The sequence below is a fragment of the Bacillus sp. FJAT-28004 genome (assembly GCF_001280845.1).
Classification (GTDB): Bacteria; Bacillota; Bacilli; order Paenibacillales; family Paenibacillaceae; genus Pristimantibacillus.
Genome location: NZ_LGHP01000001.1, coordinates 782796 through 800620, shown reverse-complemented (window position 1 = coordinate 800620; position 17825 = coordinate 782796). Strand labels below are relative to the sequence as shown.

Sequence of the window (17825 nt, the reverse complement as noted above, 5' to 3'; positions counted from 1 at the left end):
TTTTCGTATTGGCGAGGGGGATTTCTTGGCTGCTGGCGCATATGATGGTTTTTTGAGATAAAAAAAATGCCTTCGCCCTGGAACAGCATAGCCGCTGCCCCATTAGCGAAAGCCTAAATGATTAATGATCTGTATCCTCTTCATCTTCGTCGTTCTCATCTTCTTCCAACCCGAGCCGCTTCGCTTCCAGATACTCTTGAGTAGCCCGGTCACGAGCGCGACCTTTGTCCTTCAACCGTTCAATCGCCGGCTGAATAAGGAGGTCTACTTCCTTTTGCACCGTATAGGCCAAGTCGTATCGTTTTTGCGATTCTAAGAAGGAGCCGACTTCCATCAATGCATTGTAACGGTCCAGCTCATCTCTGGTTAGCAATCCGCGGACTTGTACGCTGCAATGTCTCATTATAGAAACTTCCCTTTACGAAGAACGAGCGAGATTCCGCCGATAATGAACAGGTAACGAAGGTCGATCGCTTTTTTCAGCCAAGCTGCTACGCGACCTTTATATTTTTTGCCAAAAGCAACTCCGATTGCTTCGCCTTTGCCTAGTGATGCTACCGTTCCTTTGTTGCTGAACGTGAAGCTCTTCGGCGGTTGATTGCGAATGGAAGCGACAAGGTTATGCGCACATACGACACCTTGCTGCATCGCGATTTGAGCAGTCGGCGGATATGGACGGCCTTCTGGGTTGAACATCAGCGAGTTATCGCCAACGATATAAATGTTCTCATTGCTCGGGGAGCGAAGGAATTCATCAACCTTCACGCGTCCGCGCATCGTTTCGAAGCCTGCTTCTTCTATTAGACGATTGCCACGAATACCGCCAGTCCAGATCACGGTAGCCGATTTGATCTCTTCGCCTTCGCCAACGATTACACCCTCTGGCGAGCACTCCTTAATTGCTGTGCCAATACGGAATGTTACGCCCTTCTTGGTCAATACATCCATCCCGTACTCTACGAGTTCAGGATCAAAGCCTGGCAGCGCCGTTGGTGCCGCTTCGATGTTGTAGACTTTTACAAGCGCAGGATCAACGTCAAATTGCTTGCACAGTTCAGGGATACGGTCAGAAAGCTCACCAACAAACTCAATTCCTGTGAAGCCTGCACCGCCAACAACAAACGTCAAATAATCCGTACGATGCGGCTCACGTTTGAAACGAGCGAATTGGTACTCAATATGCTCACGAATTAAACGAACCGAGTTGATGCTGCGGATATTCATTGCATGTTCGCCTAAGCCTGGGATTCCGAAAGTCTCAGGCTCGCCACCAAGACCAATAACCAGATAATCATAAGACAACGTGCCGTCTTCGAGAATAACTTTTTTATCTTGCGGACGAATTTGAACGACCGTCGATTTCACGAAATCAATTTTAAATTCATCGATCAATTTAGAGATGCTTACCCGCGCATTTTCCGGATTATCGGTGCCTGCCGCTGGCATATGGAGATGTGTTGTAATATAGTGGTAATCATGTTTATTAACTAACGTAACGTCAGCTTCATTGTAATTTAATTCTTTTTGCAGACGAAGTGCGGTCAAAATGCCGCCGTAGCCTGCGCCAAGAATAACGATTTTAGGTATGTTACTCATCGCTTAATCCCATCCATTCCTTGTTTATCTTTGTATTTATACTTTGTGAAAAATTACACATGCTAAACCGAATATTTATAATGATGAGTTCAGTGTGTTCTAATTAAAGTGCTTTTATCAATGATCCGATTGCATTCAACCGACAGCTTTCGACGTTTAATGCAACTACTCCCGTGCATAACATACATCAGAAATTCTACAGAGTTTTCGGGGAAAGTTCAAGGGCAAAATGTACGAAATTGTTTAGAACTCTATACAAATTAATTATTTCCTTCTTATTCCTGGAAAGATTATAATTGAAGTCATAAAGCTTATAACGTGGAGGTAGCTAAAATGTCAAACCTTGAATCAGTAGTTAACCCCGTCGATATTTTAATCATCGGAGGCGGGCCTGCAGGAATGTTTGCTGCTTTCTATGGCGGTATGCGCCAAGCTTCAGTTAAGCTCATCGAAAGCATGCCCCAGCTAGGCGGCCAGCTTGCAGCGCTTTATCCTGAAAAATATATTTACGATGTTGCTGGTTTTCCAAAGGTAACGGCACAAGAACTAGTTGACCGTCTGAAGGAGCAACTCAATCATTTTCAACAGGAAATCTGTCTTGAGGAAAAGGTAATAAACGTAATCAAACATGATGAACGCCTCTTTGAAATTATAACAGACAAAACTAAACATTATGCTAAAGCGGTCATTATTACAGCAGGGGTAGGTGCGTTCGAGCCGCGAAGGCTTGAATTGCCTGAGGCCGCAAGATTTGAGAAGAAAAACCTTCATTATTTTGTGGGTGATTTGCAGCGTTTTCAGGGGCAAAAAGTGTTGATTAGCGGCGGCGGCGATTCAGCCGTTGACTGGTCGCTTATGCTGGAGCCCATTGCTGAGAGCGTTACGCTTATTCATCGCCGCGACAAATTCCGGGCGCATGAGCATAGCGTAGAGAATCTAATGAATTCCAAGGTTAACATCCTTACTCCAAAAGAAATTACAGTGCTTCATGGTGAGGAGAGCATTACGAAAGTTACGTTATCCGATGTTAAAACATTAGAAACGACTGAACTTGAAGTGGATGCCGTCATCGTCAACTTTGGCTTCATTTCTTCGCTCGGTCCCATTGCCGATTGGGGTATTCAAATTCAAGGCGGTTCGATTATCGTGGATACTCGAATGGAGACGAATATTCCTGGAATCTTTGCAGCAGGCGATGTGACTACTTATCCCGGCAAACTTAAACTGATTGCTGTAGGTTTCGGAGAAGCCCCTACCGCTATTAACAATGCAAAAGTTTATGTTGATCCTGCTGCAAAGCTATCTCCAGGCCATAGCAGCAACATGAAGCTCTAGTGCATTTATCTTCATTGTAACAGTAAAAAAATAAACATAAGGGTATCCTAACCTTGGCTTAACTCATTCATACACCTACTGCATTCATATGCAAGGTGAGCCTAGGAGGATACCCTTATGTTTTGTCCTGTTTGTAACGGCTTTCAATATTTGCATGTCCGCTGCTCCTCTTGCGATAACGCAATTATCGATTGCGGTCGTGCATCTGATCTGACGAGCCCGTATGCTCCCTATGAACAGATCGAAGACGAGCCGCTCATAAATAGTGTGCATTTGCAAAACTCTATATCTTGCAAGCATCTTGTGTATTGCTCGTCTTGCAAGCTTACTGCCGAGGTTTTGGTTAAGGAAATGTAATCGCTCTGCTCTGCTTTGCTTATGAATAGGGACTGTTTTCTATGCTGTAATTTTGATGTTTTCTGGTTTGAGTCTTCTGCGTGTTATTTCAATCGCTAACATTCGAATAAACTCGGGCTCCAATTCGAACTGCACAGCTGCATAATAAGTGTCTACTAACATTTCGTCAGACAGTAGCTCCATACTACACACCCTTTCTTCCATTCTTTGGTTACTACTTTTTCATAGTAGCATGGCACTATTAGAAGGACAACAGCCCCGCTTATACACAAGATGTTGTGGATACGATGTGCACAGCATGTGTATATACATCGAATTTGAAGCAACATCAAGGTGGATAATGTGGATAGAGTTATCCACAGGTCCTTTTTTCCATCATCTCAATAAAAAACTTTAATCGAAATCTAGTAATCTATTAATGGAATATATTAACGTCATTACATAATGACTCCTCAGTATGGTATTCTCGCCAGACAAAACAGCTCCTGTCTTTCATTCTTATACGAAAAAAAAGAATGCTTAGAAGTTAAAAAACTCCCCAGCATCCAAATATTTCAGACCATTCCAGAACGTAAATATAAGTGGATTATTGAGGCCTTGTATTCACTTCAAATATCCATATTTCCCCTTGTTTATCAATGCCGTAATCAAAACCTAACTGGCCTATTCCCGGGTACTTGGTTTCTAGCACTCTTGTTGATAATACCGTAAGCTCACGCATCTTCCGCTTTTTCTCCTGCACTTGTGTGGGCGAAATGGATCTGCTAATGCCGTTAGCTGCCGAGACCAGCGTGCCGCCTCGGCATAAATTGGTTACGAACAGCCCTTTTCTGGCAATTCGACCTACAATGGCGCGATAGACCCAGCCGTGCTCCGTTTTCACATATTTTACTCGATAATCTATTGGCCTGCCGTCCACCGTCGCCAAAAATATCCCTTTTTGAATAATATAAGCCCGGCCTCTACGTTCGTTGTTTAGCGACCCTACTAACGCAGCAAAACTAGCAAATCGTTTCGTTTTCGAATAATAAGTATAGGTATACCCATTACCGTCTCGCGTAACCTTAATGACACCGTGTCCGCCTGCTCCAACAACGGGCTTAACAACAACCATTTGATGTGTATCCAACATGCTCCTGAGGTTATTCGCCGTAAATCTCCTTGTGGGAGGAATATGCGGTGCGATGCCGGAATGAGAGAGCAGTGTTGCCGTCTTAGCCCATTTGCTAGCTAATTGCCTACCCCGATAATCACCCAATGAATTCTATCCCCTTTCCTACCGCTTCATCCATAGCATATGACAGAGCACTATCTGTCTCTTGGATGAATGACATAGGTTAGGAGCCTTTATTACCAAGTTTGCCAACAATCGCCAGCCATTTGCCTCGTTTTATATCCGAAGAACCTTTTACTGGACCGATATTTGTAATACGAACTGGTTTAATACCGCAAAATTGGAGTGTCGCAATCTTCATCGCGCGGTGCCCTGGCTGACCGTATACAAAGCGGTTATACCATACTGGCGTATCCATCGTAACGATCAGGCGAGCTGTTTTTCCAGACAACAGCTTATCCCACAGTACGGAGCCTTCACGGTATTTAAAGGCAAAGCCCGGCAGCAAAACCCGATCCAAGAAACCTTTGAGCAAAGCTGGCAGCGTCCCCCACCAAGTCGGATAAATAAAGACAAGATGATCCGCCCACTTAATAGATGCCTGCGCCTCTAGCAAATCCGGCTCTAGCTCCGTACGCTTCGCATATCCAAAGGCAAGATTAGGATTAAAGCTTAGCTCATGCAGGTTTATTATCCGAACCTCTGCGCCGCCCTGAACCGCTCCGTCGCCGTAAGCTTTAGCCAGAGCGCTGCAATAGCTGGTCTTGTTCGGATTTCCTTGAATGATAAGTATTTTTTTATTTGAGCTCACCTAGACTTCACCACCATTTCATTTAATACGATAACTGTTAGAACCGTACTCATCGTTAATCGCTTTAACACTATTCGGATTTTCCGTCTTGCAAAATAAGCAGCATAAATTGATAAAAGTCTTCTTTCTCGAACGCACGTGCTGATGATAAAGGCGTATCAGCTAACATAATGTTGCGAACGCACATGCCGTATGACAACATTACGCCTTGCTCTGCTGCCTTGCGCGCATCAACCGTTCGACTAATGAGTCCCTCACTTTGTCCGCTTTCTATCCAATAGAGCAAAGTAGCGGTTGAGCGCTCGTGAAATTGCTGCAGCACGTTCGCGATGCCTGGCTTATCCTTCTGACTGAGCAGATAAGTTAAGATTTGATTAGCGACACTGTCCTTCTGCTGAAGCTGATCAAGCCCTTCTGTAATAGCAAGCAATGGAGCTGTAAGGCTGCAGCTTTGCTCTATAGTAAGAAGAAAGGAATCGTTAATCAGCTCCACTTGCGAAGCCAATATGAGTCCAAAAAGCTCTTCTTTGCTTTTCACATAATGATAAATGGCACCTTTGGACAATCCGGTGCTAAGCATAATTTGCTGCAACGTTGTATGTCGACAGCCTTTCTCCTTAATCAGTTGTTCCGCTGTTTCCAGCAATAATTTATAACTCGCATTCGCCGTGTAATCTACCATACGCTGCCTCCCTCATTAATCCTTGCATCCAACGATAGCTGAATCGAAATACCACAGACCGTCGGTCGGTTTATTTATAGCTTCATAATACAGACCGCTGGTCGGTTTGTAAAGTTTTATTTATCCTTTTCATTTATAACCAAAAAAACCGGCAAGCACCTCTATTGAGGACCGCTTGCCGGTTTTCACCGTTCTATTTGCCTGATTGCTTCTCGAGTGCTGCCTTAAGCTTATCTGCCAAGCTATTAGACATCGACGTATTATCGCTATACTGTTCAATCAGCTTTTGGTTTTGTTTGCGATTCACTTTGCCACTCTGCTTGTCGCCAAGCATTTCGATTACATTGCATGGTTTACATTGTGCAAATTTGCCAGCTTTGCCGTCTTTAATCTCCATTTTCTTATGGCATTGCGGGCAACGCTTATTGGAGAGCATCGGCTCTGCTGAGCGGCGATAGCCGCATTCGCGATCTGAGCAGACGAGCGATTTGCCGCGTTTGCCGTTAATTTCGAGCAACGGCTTCTCACATTCGGGACAACGTGAATGGGTCAAATTATGCGGCTTGTATTCCTTCGTCTCAGCAATAACTTCAGAAACCCATTTTGAAGCCTGCTGCCGAACATTTTTCATAAAAGCAGCTGGATCGCCATTACCTTTTGCAATCCGCTCCAGTTCCTGCTCCCATTTTGCAGTCAAGTCAGGACTTCTAAGCTCGTTTACTACGAGTTCAATCAGCTGCTTTCCTTTACCGGTTGGCATTAGCTTGTTCTGCGTACGCGTTATGGTGTCCGTGCCGAGAAGCTTCTCAATAATGTCAGCTCTTGTTGCCGGCGTTCCTAGACTGTGCTTCTCCATGCGAGTGAGCAGTGTCGCTTCTGTGTAGCGTGCTGGCGGCAGTGTACGCAGCTCGCGCACCTTCTCCTGCTTCACAGGCAGCGACTGTCCTATCGTTAACGGTGGAAGCAGCTGGGCAGGCTGTCCTTCGGCCTTCCCTTGCCCCGAGCCCGCTCCTCCATTGTCATCATCGTCATCCTCATCATGGCTGGCAGAATAAGCGTCTGACTGATAAATTTCCTTCCAGCCCTTCTCCTTCTCGATCTTCCCTTTTGCATAAAGCATGTCCTTGCCTATAGCAAGTACGACACTCGTCTCATCATAACGATAAGGGCCATAAAATAATGAGATAAACCGTTTTACGATTAAATCGTAAAGCCTACGCTCATCATTGCTCAGAGCAGACAGGTTCACGAATTGTTCTGTAGGAATAATAGCATGATGATCCGTTACTTTACTGTCATCTACAATTCTCTTGGTAATGGGGAGCTGCATTCTGACCAGCTTGCGAGCGAGCTGTGTATAAGGACCAACAGCGATGCTCTCTAGGCGTCCCTTTAAGGTCGGAACCATATCGCTCGACAAATATCTGGAATCCGTACGCGGATACGTAACAAGCTTATGCTGCTCGTATAACTTCTGAAGAACGTTGGACGTTTGTTTGGCTGAGAAGCCAAGACGTTTATTCGCATCACGCTGCAGCTCGGTAAGATCATATGCCTGAGGATGCGGCTCCGATTTCTCCAAAGTGCGCAGCTTGTTTACCTTTGCTGTTCCCTGCTTGATACGAGCGGCGATTGCATCTGCATCGGCACGGCTCCATACTCTTCCATCATGCGTATCCTGCTCCCGCCAATGCGCAGAGAACGAACCAAAATCAGCGGATACAAGCCAATAGGGCTGTGATTGAAACGATTGTATTTCTTGTTCCCGCTCCATCAGCATCGCGAGCGTAGGCGTTTGCACACGGCCAGCTGCTAGCTGTGCATTGTATTTGGTCGTCAATGCTCTCGTGACGTTCAATCCAATTAGCCAATCCGCTTCCGCTCGGCAAACGGCCGAAGCATACAAATTATTATAGTCCTTTCCTGGTTTGAGGCTGTTGAAGCCGTCTTTGATCGCCTTGTCGGTCTGAGATGAAATCCAAAGCCGCTTAAACGGCTTGCGCCAATGAACAAGTTCCATAATCCAGCGAGCGACCAGCTCACCTTCTCGGCCAGCATCCGTAGCAATAATGAGCTCACTAATATCTTGCCGTTTACATAGCTGGGCTACCGTACGGTATTGCTGTGACGTTTCTTTCATAATCTTTAGATTCATTTTCGGTGGAAGCAGAGGTAAATCTTCCAAATTCCAAGTCTTATATTTCGGATCATAATCCTCCGGCTCAGCCAGCGTCACCAAATGACCCAGCGCCCAGGTTACAACATATTTAGAGCCTTCCATGTAGCCTTTATGTTTCTGTCCGCAGCCGAGTACACGGGCTATTTCCTTCGCCACGCTCGGTTTCTCTGCCAGTACAAGCGATTTCATTCGAATTATTCGCTCCATTCCATTTAGATGCACGGTTGCTAACTGAATAAGATTCGCATCATTCATTATGACGAAACGATACCATAGGCTCGCAGCCTGCGCAACGCCTACAGCCTCAGCTCACCATTAGCAGTCAGTCACTTTTGTATCGATTCCGCATTTTTTCTATCGTATTTAACATAGGAAGACTAGTAATCAATTCCTGCTATTCTTGCGAATTTTACTGCTATAATCTCGGTGTGATATAGTAGGTTCAGCTTATAAGTAAGCAGATTAAGAGCTGGGGAGCGTTGATGGATGAAGCTGCGTGTTGTTGCTATTGTTTTTGGTGTTTTACTCTTATACAGCGGCATTTCCTTCTATATTTGCTGGAATGGGTGGCTGTTTTTATCTACTCTATTTCATTTAGAAAATGCGGGAGTCTATACGATCGTCGCTAGTATCATTGCATACTCGTACATTATCGGTCGACTAATTTACCGTGCGCCTGTTAAACCGATTGCTGAGGCACTAAAGCTGATTGGTTCCTACTGGTTTGCTGTTTTGGAATACGCCGTATTCATATTGCCACCTGCCAATCTGCTTTCCTTGATCTTAAAGGCAGCAGGCGCGGAAAAATCAATATATATCGTTGGTGTAGGCGGGGGCGCGTTGGTTCTTATGGCTATACTCCTCATTCGTGGTTCATGGAATGCGTGGAGTCCGATTATTCGAACCTATCACGTTCAAGTACCAAAACCCGCTGGACCATTGAAGAAACTGCGCATCGCCATGGCTTCTGATCTTCATTTGGGTACAATCGTAGGCAATCGGCATTTAACTCGGCTTGTGAAAAAAGTTGAGAAAATTAAGCCCGATCTTATTTTACTTCCTGGTGATATTCTTGATGATGATATAGAGCCTTTTCTTCGCAAAAATATGTCAACCGAACTCGGCAAACTCAATGCTCCATTAGGTGTTTACGCAGTGACTGGAAATCATGAATACATCGGCAGGAAAGTGCCGGAGTTTATTGCGGCAATGGATGCGATCGGCATTCGCGTCCTCATGGACGAGACTGCGCTCATTGCAGACAGCTTCTATGTCATCGGGCGCAAGGATAAAGCATCCGCGGGTTTCGGCGGTAATGGCAGGCTTCCTATTAAAGAGCTAATCGCTCCGCTAGATCAGTCTAGACCGCTGATCATGCTCGATCATCAGCCTTCAGACATCGCAAGCGCAGCAGATAATGGCATCGACATCTCTGTATCCGGCCACACTCATCGTGGACAGATGATGCCTAACCACCTCATAACGAGAAAGCTGTTTGAGCTCGATTGGGGTTATTTAAAAAAAGGCGGACTGCATGCGATTGTCTCATCAGGCTTCGGAACATGGGGACCTCCTGTGAGAATTGGCAGCCGATCTGAGGTCATTCATATCGAGGTTGAATTCGTAACCGTTTAAAAGCATCGTTTAAGACCATGAAAATAGCGGCAACAAATGTACGAAACACCCTCTTTCCCGGCTAATGAGCCTATGAGGAGGGTAGGATGACATTTGCTTCCGCTATTTCTTTTTACATATCGAAACAATTAGGAAATTAGCACTTCATCATTAATCAACATCAGCAATGCGCCATTCGGCACCTTTTTTCTTGCTCTTATGGAACACATACATCGACATGCTGCCGCCATCTTCATTATCCCTTGCTGCTATAACTTGAACGACAGCCTCAAACAACGATTTTTGCTCTTTTATTGATATTGGTTGTTCGACCTTTATGCTCGTAATTGTGAATCCAGTAAAGCTACCTGAATTTTCGCGTTCCTTGCGGACGCTTTCCGTATACAAGCTCAAAAAGCCATCCCAATTTTCTTCATGCATATATTTGATACGAAAATTGATAAGCTCAATAAGCGGCTTCTCCTCATCGGAAAATTGCGAGCTGTCCAAGTAGGCAGGCTTATACGCTTGATTATTCGGTGACTGTGAAGGTTCTACAGATGAGGTCTCCTGTTCACTAGCAATCGGTGATGGCGACATACTTGGCGGAATCGGCTTTTCTCCATCTTTATTATTGGATACATCCACCACATCCCTCTCATCTGCACCTCCTGTAACAGAACCACTCACCGAATAGGCCTGTTTCAGCAGAGCTTTAATCTTCTCCGTAGATGATTTCCCTATTCTGTAAAGCGTTCCAGTGTCACCCGGCTTCATGAAATTCCCCAGTTCATATTGCTCCGAAATGTATAGAAAATAACGCTGCTCGCCTAATGTTACTGTATAAGGAGGAAAGTCGATATCTACTTTTCCCGGCTGCCGCTTTCCAAATCGGAATGCATATTCAAATGCTCGTATCGATTCTCGGTCCTTCCATACCACCTGTGAACTCGGCTCCGCCTGATCAAAAGAAAGCATCCGCTCGACGATGACCTGATCCTCATTTACCCGAAACAAAAACATAAATAATGCTGCAACCACAACAACCACGCCAATGACTATTATATAGCCACGCTTCAAATACTCACATCCTTCCTCCATAAAATCGCTACCGTTGCTACCGATTATTTCTTGTCCGATAAAGTAAATAAATAAAGAAAGGTGCTCCAATTCCGGACGTAAACACGCCTACCGGAATATCCAGCGGCAGAAAGGCCGTTCTAGCAATTAAATCCGCCAATACTACAATGATTCCGCCAAATAAAGCTGAAATCGGAATTAGCCTGCTTGCAACAGGACCCACTAATCGACGTGCTGCATGAGGAGCTATCAAGCCGATAAAGCCGATTACACCTCCTATTGAAACTGCAGATCCAGCTAGCCCCACGCTAATGAGGATAAGTATAAACCGCTGCCGCTGTACATGACTGCCTAAACCAATCGCAAGCTCATCGCCTAATAGCTGAATATTGGTCTGTCGCGTATATAGGAACGCGATAACCATTAAGACGACGGTCCATGGAAAAAGGTTCCATACATATGTCCAGGTTGAGCCATACACGGTTCCAGTCAACCAAATATAAGAGGAGCTTGCTGAATACGCAGGGCTGAACACAAGCATAAATGTCGTCAGCGCCGACAAAAACGGAAGCGACTCCGATGCCGACTAACACGAGGCGAAAAGGATTTACGCCTTTTTTCCAATTTTCATCGATCACTCAACCAGCTGGGAGCAATATTTGCGGAGCATTGCCTTACGAGTTAATAAGGAACGGGAAGCTGAGCGCATCATTCGGCGAATGATCATACTTGAGCAAGATGCAAGAAAAAAACTTGCTCCGGTTACAAAACAAGGTAAATGGGTAATCATAAGACTGCTCCCAAACAATTGCCGCCTTTACGGAGTTTCTGAGCACAGCTTAACTGAATTGTTTTACGATCGCTTGCAATTTCAATGCGACGAGCGCGTCACGCATGCGATTTATAAAGACAATGCACTAGAGCATCTGATTGAGCTGAATCCCGAAAACATCTTCATCATATGGAGTGAAGAGTCGGAAGTGAATGCTCTGGCAACTAACACATTATGGAAAAATCTCCGTGCTGTGAGGGAAAACCGTGTTTACTATCCCGAATCAAGAGAGTGGGATCCCTGGGGACCAATCGGACGCGAGCATATGATTCGAGAGTTGAAGCGTTATTTTACGAAAAACGCAGCATTTGCATATTGACAAATAATTATTTTTGTGGTATAATATAATATTTTTCTATTTACATGCTTATTAACTACTGATACGATGTTACTTGAAATTAGCAACTCACCTGCATAGTAAAAACTTCTAAACAGTAGCGGAGGGTTAAAATGAACATTGCAAGCGGAGTTAATATGTTGCCTATCTCAGCGATTATGATGGGTCGGATGGAAACGATCTATCCCACTTTGATTTGGGATCACGACACTGCGATCTTAGTGGATACAGGCTATCCGGGGCAGGTTCCATTAATAAAGGAGCAAGTGGAGCGCGCTGGCCTTACGTTTGAGAGGCTTACCAAAATCATCATTACCCATCAAGACCTCGACCATATCGGGAGCTTGCCTGCGATTTTGAAGGAATTGCCTCATAAAGCGGAGGTGCTTGCTGATAAAGTAGAAGCTCCTTACATTCAAGGTGAAGCACATTTGCTCAAAGTTACACCAGAATCGATCGAGCAAGCCTTAAAAGCCTTGCCGGCAGAGGTACCGGAAGAATGGCGAGCCGCTTTCAGGAAGACGTTGGAAAATCCGCCTAAAGCGAATGTTGATGTTATCATTACAGATGGGCAAGAATTGCCGTATTGCGGAGGCATTATCGTCATCGGCACACCTGGCCATACGCCCGGTCATATTAGCCTTTATCATAAAGCTAGTAAAACTTTAATTGCAGCTGACGCTCTAGTCGTTGAAAACGACCAACTGTTAGGTCCAACACCACAATATTGTCTCGACCCTGATACCGCAAAACAATCCATCAAAAAATTAACGCAATACGACATAAACACAGTCATCTGCTATCATGGCGGATTATATTCTGATCATGTTAATGCACGAATTTTAGAGCTGGCTGCAGAATAACAAATAAGGGAGCTGCGAACGTAATCAACGTTGGCAGCTCCCTTTTATACATTTATATGGGAAGTTTTGTAGTCAAGCATTCCTTCTAAAACCCGCCTGCCAGCGCTTTTTTTAAAAACTGGCCTGTATAGGACGTTGCAATTGCCGCTACCTGCTCAGGCGTTCCTTCAGCAACAAGATTCCCTCCCGCTGCTCCGCCTTCAGGCCCTATATCGATAACCCAATCGGATTCCCGGATCAGCTCCAAGCTGTGTTCGACCAGTATAACTGTATTGCCGGCATCCACTAATTTGTTCAATAGAGCAAGCAGCTGGCCAACATCTGTTGGATGCAAACCTGTTGTTGGCTCATCCAGCAAATAAAGAGTATGCTTGTTTGATTTCTTGTTCAGCTCCTTAGCAAGCTTAATTCGCTGGCCTTCTCCGCCGGACAACGTTTTTACAGACTGTCCCCATTGTAGATAACCTAGCCCCACCTCGCATAGCAGCTCGGTCATGCTCGCTATTTTCGCTTTGCTTTTGAACACGGATCTGCTCTCTTCAACTGTCATATTAAGCAAATCCGATATCGAGTAACCCTCGTACGTGACGCGCAGCACTTCATCCTTAAACCGTTTTCCTTTGCAGGACGTGCAGCGGATTTCTAGATCAGGTAGAAAACTCATATCTACTGACAATACGCCTAGCCCTTGGCAGGTCTCACAGCGTCCACCTGGCGTATTGAATGAGAAATGCTTCGAGGACAGCTGACTGCGCTTCGCTTCAGGCAATCCCGCAAATAGATTTCTCAGCTGTGTAAATACATCTGTATAAGTAGCTATGTTCGAGCGCTGCATACGACCTAGCGGCGATTGATCGACCGTGATTTGATTGCCGATATGTTCAAAGCCAGAGATGCTGTCGCAGCCAACGATGCGCTGTTTTCCTTGTCCTCCCTCAGCTAGCAAATCAAATAACAAGGTTGATTTGCCTGAGCCAGATACCCCCGTCACCGAGATGAGACTGCCAAGTGGAAAAGCAACGTTAAACCCTTTTAAATTACGAGCATGTGCATGGACAATCGACAGCTGTTTACCGTTGCCTGGCCTTCTTGTCCGTACTGCCGGTGGCAAGCTTTCCTGTCGCAAATATGCACCTGTTACAGAATGCTCGCTTGCCATCAGTTCCTCCAAGCTGCCTTCGCCAACGACCGTTCCTCCTAGATATCCAGCGCCTGGACCGATATCGATAATATGATCCGCAGCTCTCATTACCTCAATATCATGCTCAATGACGAGAACGGTGTTGCCCAAATCACGCAGCTGCATGAGAACACGAAGCAAGCCTGATGTATCGCGCGGATGGAGGCCTGTCGTCGGCTCATCCAATATATAGAGCACCCCAGTAAGTCCAGACCCAAGAAGTGAAGCTAATCGCAGACGCTGCGCTTCCCCGCCCGACAGTGAGACGGTCTGTCTATCAAGTGATAAATAACCAAGACCAACATCGATGATTCTCTCTAAACGAACCGGCATATCGTTCATGACGGGAGCTAGCAGAGGCAGTCCCCCAGAAGGCACGGCATCCTGCAGCTGCTTCGTCCAAGTGAGCAAATCCTCCAATGACCAAGTGGAAACTTCCGAGATCGAGGCTCCTGCTACTAGAGCTGACCTGCTTTCCTTTTTTAGACGCATACCCTTGCAATCCGTACAGCCTTCCTGCTTAAAATAATCGTTTTCCTTTTCTGCTGCCCCTTGCTCGCTCTCCTTCTCTTTATACCTTCGCCACATGCCGGTTACGATGCCTTCAAACTTGCCTTTCCCGACTGTTTTTGGTGGCGTGGCATTAGGAAAATGCCTCATGAATGCATCGCTCTCCACGCCATAATAGAGCAGATCGCGCTGGATTTCTGTATACTCCTTTAATGGCAGATCGAGATCAAACGTGAATCCATAGTGGTTTCCTGCTGCCGTTAAAATGCTAGCATAATAATCGAGGTACACTTCGTACAAGTAGGTCACACAGCCGCCACGGAAACTCAGCTCTGGATTAAATACAGCTTCTAAGTCGAGCGTTGCAACATGCCCTAGCCCGCTGCAAGTTTCGCAGGCTCCCTCTGGCTTATTAAATGAAAAATGAGACATACCGAGCTTCTCATGCTGTTGATGACAGCCTGGACATACGATCGTCTGGCGCCCTTCCTCTTCTTCAGCTGCAGCAATATCATTCTCTTCATCGAATGTTGGCGGTATCGTTTCGCCGCAGCTGCTGCATGCACGGCTGCTAAGCCTTGAGTAGACAAAACGCAAATAAGTATAAATATCCGTGACCGTTCCAACCGTAGAGCGTGGATTGCGATTGGTGACATGCTGACCAATACTAATAGAAGGAGAAAGTCCCGCTATCGATTCCACCTTCGGCTTGCTTATGGAATCCGATACCATCCCCATCGACTCCATATACTGCCGCTGACATTCCCTTTGCAGCGTGTCCATTGCAAGCGTTGATTTGCCGGAGCCTGAAGGTCCTGTCAACACAACCAATTTGTATTTGGGAATGGAGAGTGAAATATTTTTTAAGTTATTCTCGCGCGCACCTGTAATGACTATCGTATCTTTCATGCATGTCCTCCTCATTGACAATGTAATTCATTTTTTTTGGTAAGCAACGCTTCGCCTATTACGATCCCTTTCCCAGCATTTATTCCAGCATACTACATTGATGCAAGTGAGAAGGTTACTGATACTAATGCCTGATTTAATCGGATTTTGTTGACAAAAGGTTCCCATGGTTGTTTAATGTTTTTAGATAATGAACGGAGGTGTTTTTTGATTATCCGACCGATTGATATTGCCAGGAAATTAAATATTAGTACAAACGCTTTGAGGCATTATGAGGATTGGGGAATTATTCCGCCAGTTGGACGAGGCGCCAACGGTTATCGGATATACACGGAGGAACACATTGCTTATTTTGAATGTATCAGAGCGATGAATGAAGGTTTTGGCATGACGCTTACCAAGGAAGTGATGCTTAAGCTAATCCATGGTGAGATGAATGAGGCGTTATGGCTAGTAAATGGCGCACAGGCAGAACTTCACCGTGACAAAACGATCGCCGATAAGACGATTCTTGCGCTAGAGACAGATGAAATTGATTTGCTGCATACAGCAAGGAAAAGAAAAGGGATGACCATTGGGGAAGTATCCGAGGAAACAACGATACCAAGCTCCGCTATTCGTCACTGGGAGAAGATGGGACTCCTTACCATTAATCGCAACAAGGAAAATGGCTACCGCATCTTCAGTCCAGCAAACCTGCGTCAAATCTTGATTATTCGCACCTTCAAAGCGGCGGTATGGTCGCTTGAGATCATTCAGCAGGTGCTGAAAGAGGTTGACGATAACCGTGTAGAAAATGCGATAAAAATTGCGCGTGAATCGATGCAGTTTCTAAATCGAATCAACAAGAATCAGCTGCTTGGAGCGCATTCTTTGTATAAGCTTCTGCTCGTAATCGAACAAAAGCAACGATCATAAGCCAAACTCATCAACATATGAAGCTACGCTTGATTGCAGCAGACCGATCAAATCTTCATTCATATATTCGAATTCATCCGGTATGTGAAGGCAGATCAGCCGCTTCCCAGCAAGCTCATGGCCAAACTTGCTTTGCAGCCTTCGAATATGCTTTTTCTCCATGGCAAAAATAAGATCCGCCCAGCCAATATGACCTGCCGTCACCTTAATCCGGGCATTCTCTTCCGTACCGGCGGATCTCACCTCGTGGCCACCGACGCCTTGAAAAATCGTCTCGGCTGTCAAGCTTCGCCATTTGTTTCTACTGCATACAAACAATATATTTATCGAGAACACGCTCCTGAAATGTTTTATTATTCACCTAGTCGATTATCTCAAGTAAATTACCCAGCTCATGATAGAGCTCTAGCTCCGACAATATGCTCTTGCAGCGTCTAAGTATCCGTCTATCATCCATAATTAATTTCTTGTGCTGGGCATCGCGAATGAATGCGAGTTTCTTCTCCGGGCTGGCCTCTTGCAGAATATCATCGAGTGCTCGCTTATCGTTCCAATCGATGGAAAGCGGCTCATCTGCTGTATAATCCGCCTGACCAGAAAGCGGCATAACACCGATCGTGTCCAGCGTTTGAATACAAATCGCTTGCTCCCTTTCCTCATGTACACTTTGTATATACTTTTCCAAGTCCGGAATTTCACTCAGTCCAAAGTGCTGCTTCAGCTTTCGCAGCTCCAGTGACTGCTGCTCCGCCGAATTCTCTTCTTTTTGCTCCCGTATCTTTTCAAAGAAATCAGCGAATGTCGCAGGGTTATTATATAATAGGCTCCTATCTGTAATGATAAGACGAAGGAAATCCTTTATATTTTTGGCTACAAGCCATATTTCTGAGTCATAATCCATAGGCGATACGACTGCTATGCAGGCATGCTCCAAGTCTGTGACAGCTCCAAAATCAGTAACGAAACAATAGTGAATGCCATCACTACCGGAACTGGCGAATGGAATGAAATCAGGCGGCGTACAATGATAGCGGAAATCATATTTTTGCATAATAAGCCCAAGCTCCAGATCCATTGCTCTTCCGAGTTCCGTCTCCAGCTCGTACAACCGATTAATCGCCTGCGGCACCTCGTAGTTGCCATATTGCCGATGAATGCGGGGCTTATCCCATTTTTGTTCGGTTTCCACGATGTGCCCAAACGATATTTTCGAAGGCAAATTTGCTCTATCGATACTGGCATAGGCTTGGATCATATCCGGCACGTACTCACGCGTCATTTTTTGGCCGGACAGGATTTGGTGCAGCTGCGTAAGGTCATCTTCTTCCCACGTCAACAAGCTCTCCAACGAAATACCGCCCTTATGACCAGAAAGACGCAGCAAGATAGCATCAAACTGTGCGCGGTTCTCCTCCTTTACGAATGCATATTCTTCCAAAATGAAAGCAATCATCGATTGTTTATCCATGCTCCGCTCCATCTCCCTATCATCCAGCCGATTCGGCATT

General features: G+C 45.4%; 18 protein-coding genes. 6 read left to right on the top strand and 12 right to left on the bottom strand.

The window, feature by feature from the left end:
- Positions 1 to 121: 121 nt before the first annotated feature.
- The gene (locus AC787_RS03375) at positions 122 to 403 is read right to left on the bottom strand and encodes a hypothetical protein (protein WP_054023496.1); all 282 of its coding nucleotides are present in this window, start codon (positions 401 to 403) and stop codon (positions 122 to 124) included.
- Entirely contained in the window at positions 403 to 1596 is a 1194-nt protein-coding gene (locus AC787_RS03370; protein ID WP_054023495.1) for an NAD(P)/FAD-dependent oxidoreductase, read from the bottom strand. The genes AC787_RS03375 and AC787_RS03370 overlap by 1 nt, the downstream gene beginning before the upstream one ends.
- Before the next feature lie 333 nt (positions 1597 to 1929).
- Here AC787_RS03370 and AC787_RS03365 point away from each other — a divergent pair, with 333 nt between their 5' ends.
- Positions 1930 to 2931 (top strand): NAD(P)/FAD-dependent oxidoreductase, encoded by a 1002-nt coding sequence (locus AC787_RS03365; protein ID WP_054023494.1) that lies wholly within the window; start codon positions 1930 to 1932, stop codon positions 2929 to 2931.
- 117 nt (positions 2932 to 3048) lie between these two features.
- Positions 3049 to 3288, top strand: a complete 240-nt coding sequence (locus tag AC787_RS03360; protein ID WP_054023493.1) for a hypothetical protein — start codon at positions 3049 to 3051, stop codon at positions 3286 to 3288.
- A gap of 39 nt (positions 3289 to 3327) precedes the next feature.
- Here AC787_RS03360 and sda read toward each other — a convergent pair whose 3' ends face one another.
- The 5 genes from sda to AC787_RS03335 form a co-directional block, all read right to left on the bottom strand.
- Positions 3328 to 3471 (bottom strand): sporulation histidine kinase inhibitor Sda, encoded by a 144-nt coding sequence (gene sda, locus AC787_RS03355; protein ID WP_054023492.1) that lies wholly within the window; start codon positions 3469 to 3471, stop codon positions 3328 to 3330.
- A gap of 403 nt (positions 3472 to 3874) precedes the next feature.
- Positions 3875 to 4546, bottom strand: coding sequence for a YheC/YheD family protein (locus AC787_RS03350; RefSeq protein WP_054023491.1), 672 nt, complete (start codon positions 4544 to 4546; stop codon positions 3875 to 3877).
- A gap of 79 nt (positions 4547 to 4625) precedes the next feature.
- A complete protein-coding gene (locus AC787_RS03345; protein ID WP_054023490.1) occupies positions 4626 to 5213 on the bottom strand; it encodes an NAD(P)H-dependent oxidoreductase in 588 nt (195 codons plus the stop codon).
- A 70-nt stretch (positions 5214 to 5283) separates the two neighbouring features.
- The gene (locus AC787_RS03340) at positions 5284 to 5895 is read right to left on the bottom strand and encodes a TetR/AcrR family transcriptional regulator (RefSeq protein ID WP_054023489.1); all 612 of its coding nucleotides are present in this window, start codon (positions 5893 to 5895) and stop codon (positions 5284 to 5286) included.
- A gap of 193 nt (positions 5896 to 6088) precedes the next feature.
- Complete coding sequence (locus tag AC787_RS03335; RefSeq protein WP_054023488.1) at positions 6089 to 8263, bottom strand: DNA topoisomerase III; 2175 nt, start codon at positions 8261 to 8263, stop codon at positions 6089 to 6091.
- A gap of 297 nt (positions 8264 to 8560) precedes the next feature.
- Between AC787_RS03335 and AC787_RS03330 the strand changes: the two genes are divergently transcribed.
- A complete protein-coding gene (locus AC787_RS03330) occupies positions 8561 to 9709 on the top strand; it encodes a metallophosphoesterase (protein WP_054023487.1) in 1149 nt (382 codons plus the stop codon).
- Between the two features lie 150 nt (positions 9710 to 9859).
- On the opposite strand, the gene AC787_RS03325 is transcribed toward AC787_RS03330, so the two are convergent.
- Together AC787_RS03325 and AC787_RS03320 are read right to left on the bottom strand one after the other, a co-directional pair.
- Complete coding sequence (locus AC787_RS03325) at positions 9860 to 10768, bottom strand: hypothetical protein (RefSeq protein ID WP_054023486.1); 909 nt, start codon at positions 10766 to 10768, stop codon at positions 9860 to 9862.
- Positions 10769 to 10805: 37 nt separating this feature from the next.
- Positions 10806 to 11330: a FecCD family ABC transporter permease gene (locus tag AC787_RS03320; protein ID WP_054023485.1), complete on the bottom strand. Its 525-nt coding sequence runs from the start codon at positions 11328 to 11330 to the stop codon at positions 10806 to 10808.
- Between the two features lie 43 nt (positions 11331 to 11373).
- Here AC787_RS03320 and AC787_RS03315 point away from each other — a divergent pair, with 43 nt between their 5' ends.
- Both AC787_RS03315 and AC787_RS03310 read left to right on the top strand, forming a co-directional pair.
- Positions 11374 to 11919, top strand: coding sequence for an ABC transporter substrate-binding protein (locus tag AC787_RS03315; RefSeq protein WP_082360612.1), 546 nt, complete (start codon positions 11374 to 11376; stop codon positions 11917 to 11919).
- A gap of 131 nt (positions 11920 to 12050) precedes the next feature.
- Positions 12051 to 12800 carry an MBL fold metallo-hydrolase gene (locus AC787_RS03310; protein WP_054023483.1) on the top strand — a complete coding sequence of 250 codons (750 nt, stop codon included), beginning with the start codon at positions 12051 to 12053 and terminating at the stop codon, positions 12798 to 12800.
- Between the two features lie 85 nt (positions 12801 to 12885).
- Here the strand turns inward: AC787_RS03310 and uvrA are convergent, their stop codons facing one another.
- A complete protein-coding gene (uvrA, locus tag AC787_RS03305; RefSeq protein WP_054023482.1) occupies positions 12886 to 15399 on the bottom strand; it encodes an excinuclease ABC subunit UvrA in 2514 nt (837 codons plus the stop codon).
- Between the two features lie 207 nt (positions 15400 to 15606).
- On the opposite strand from uvrA, the gene AC787_RS03300 reads away from it, so the two are divergent.
- Positions 15607 to 16317 carry a MerR family transcriptional regulator gene (locus AC787_RS03300; RefSeq protein ID WP_054023481.1) on the top strand — a complete coding sequence of 237 codons (711 nt, stop codon included), beginning with the start codon at positions 15607 to 15609 and terminating at the stop codon, positions 16315 to 16317.
- Here AC787_RS03300 and AC787_RS03295 read toward each other — a convergent pair.
- Positions 16312 to 16644, bottom strand: a complete 333-nt coding sequence (locus AC787_RS03295) for a low molecular weight protein tyrosine phosphatase family protein (protein ID WP_054026875.1) — start codon at positions 16642 to 16644, stop codon at positions 16312 to 16314. The two genes, AC787_RS03300 and AC787_RS03295, sit on opposite strands and share 6 nt — an antisense overlap.
- 34 nt (positions 16645 to 16678) lie before the next feature.
- Positions 16679 to 17785 (bottom strand): hypothetical protein, encoded by a 1107-nt coding sequence (locus tag AC787_RS03290; RefSeq protein WP_054023480.1) that lies wholly within the window; start codon positions 17783 to 17785, stop codon positions 16679 to 16681.
- Positions 17786 to 17825: the final 40 nt, after the last annotated feature.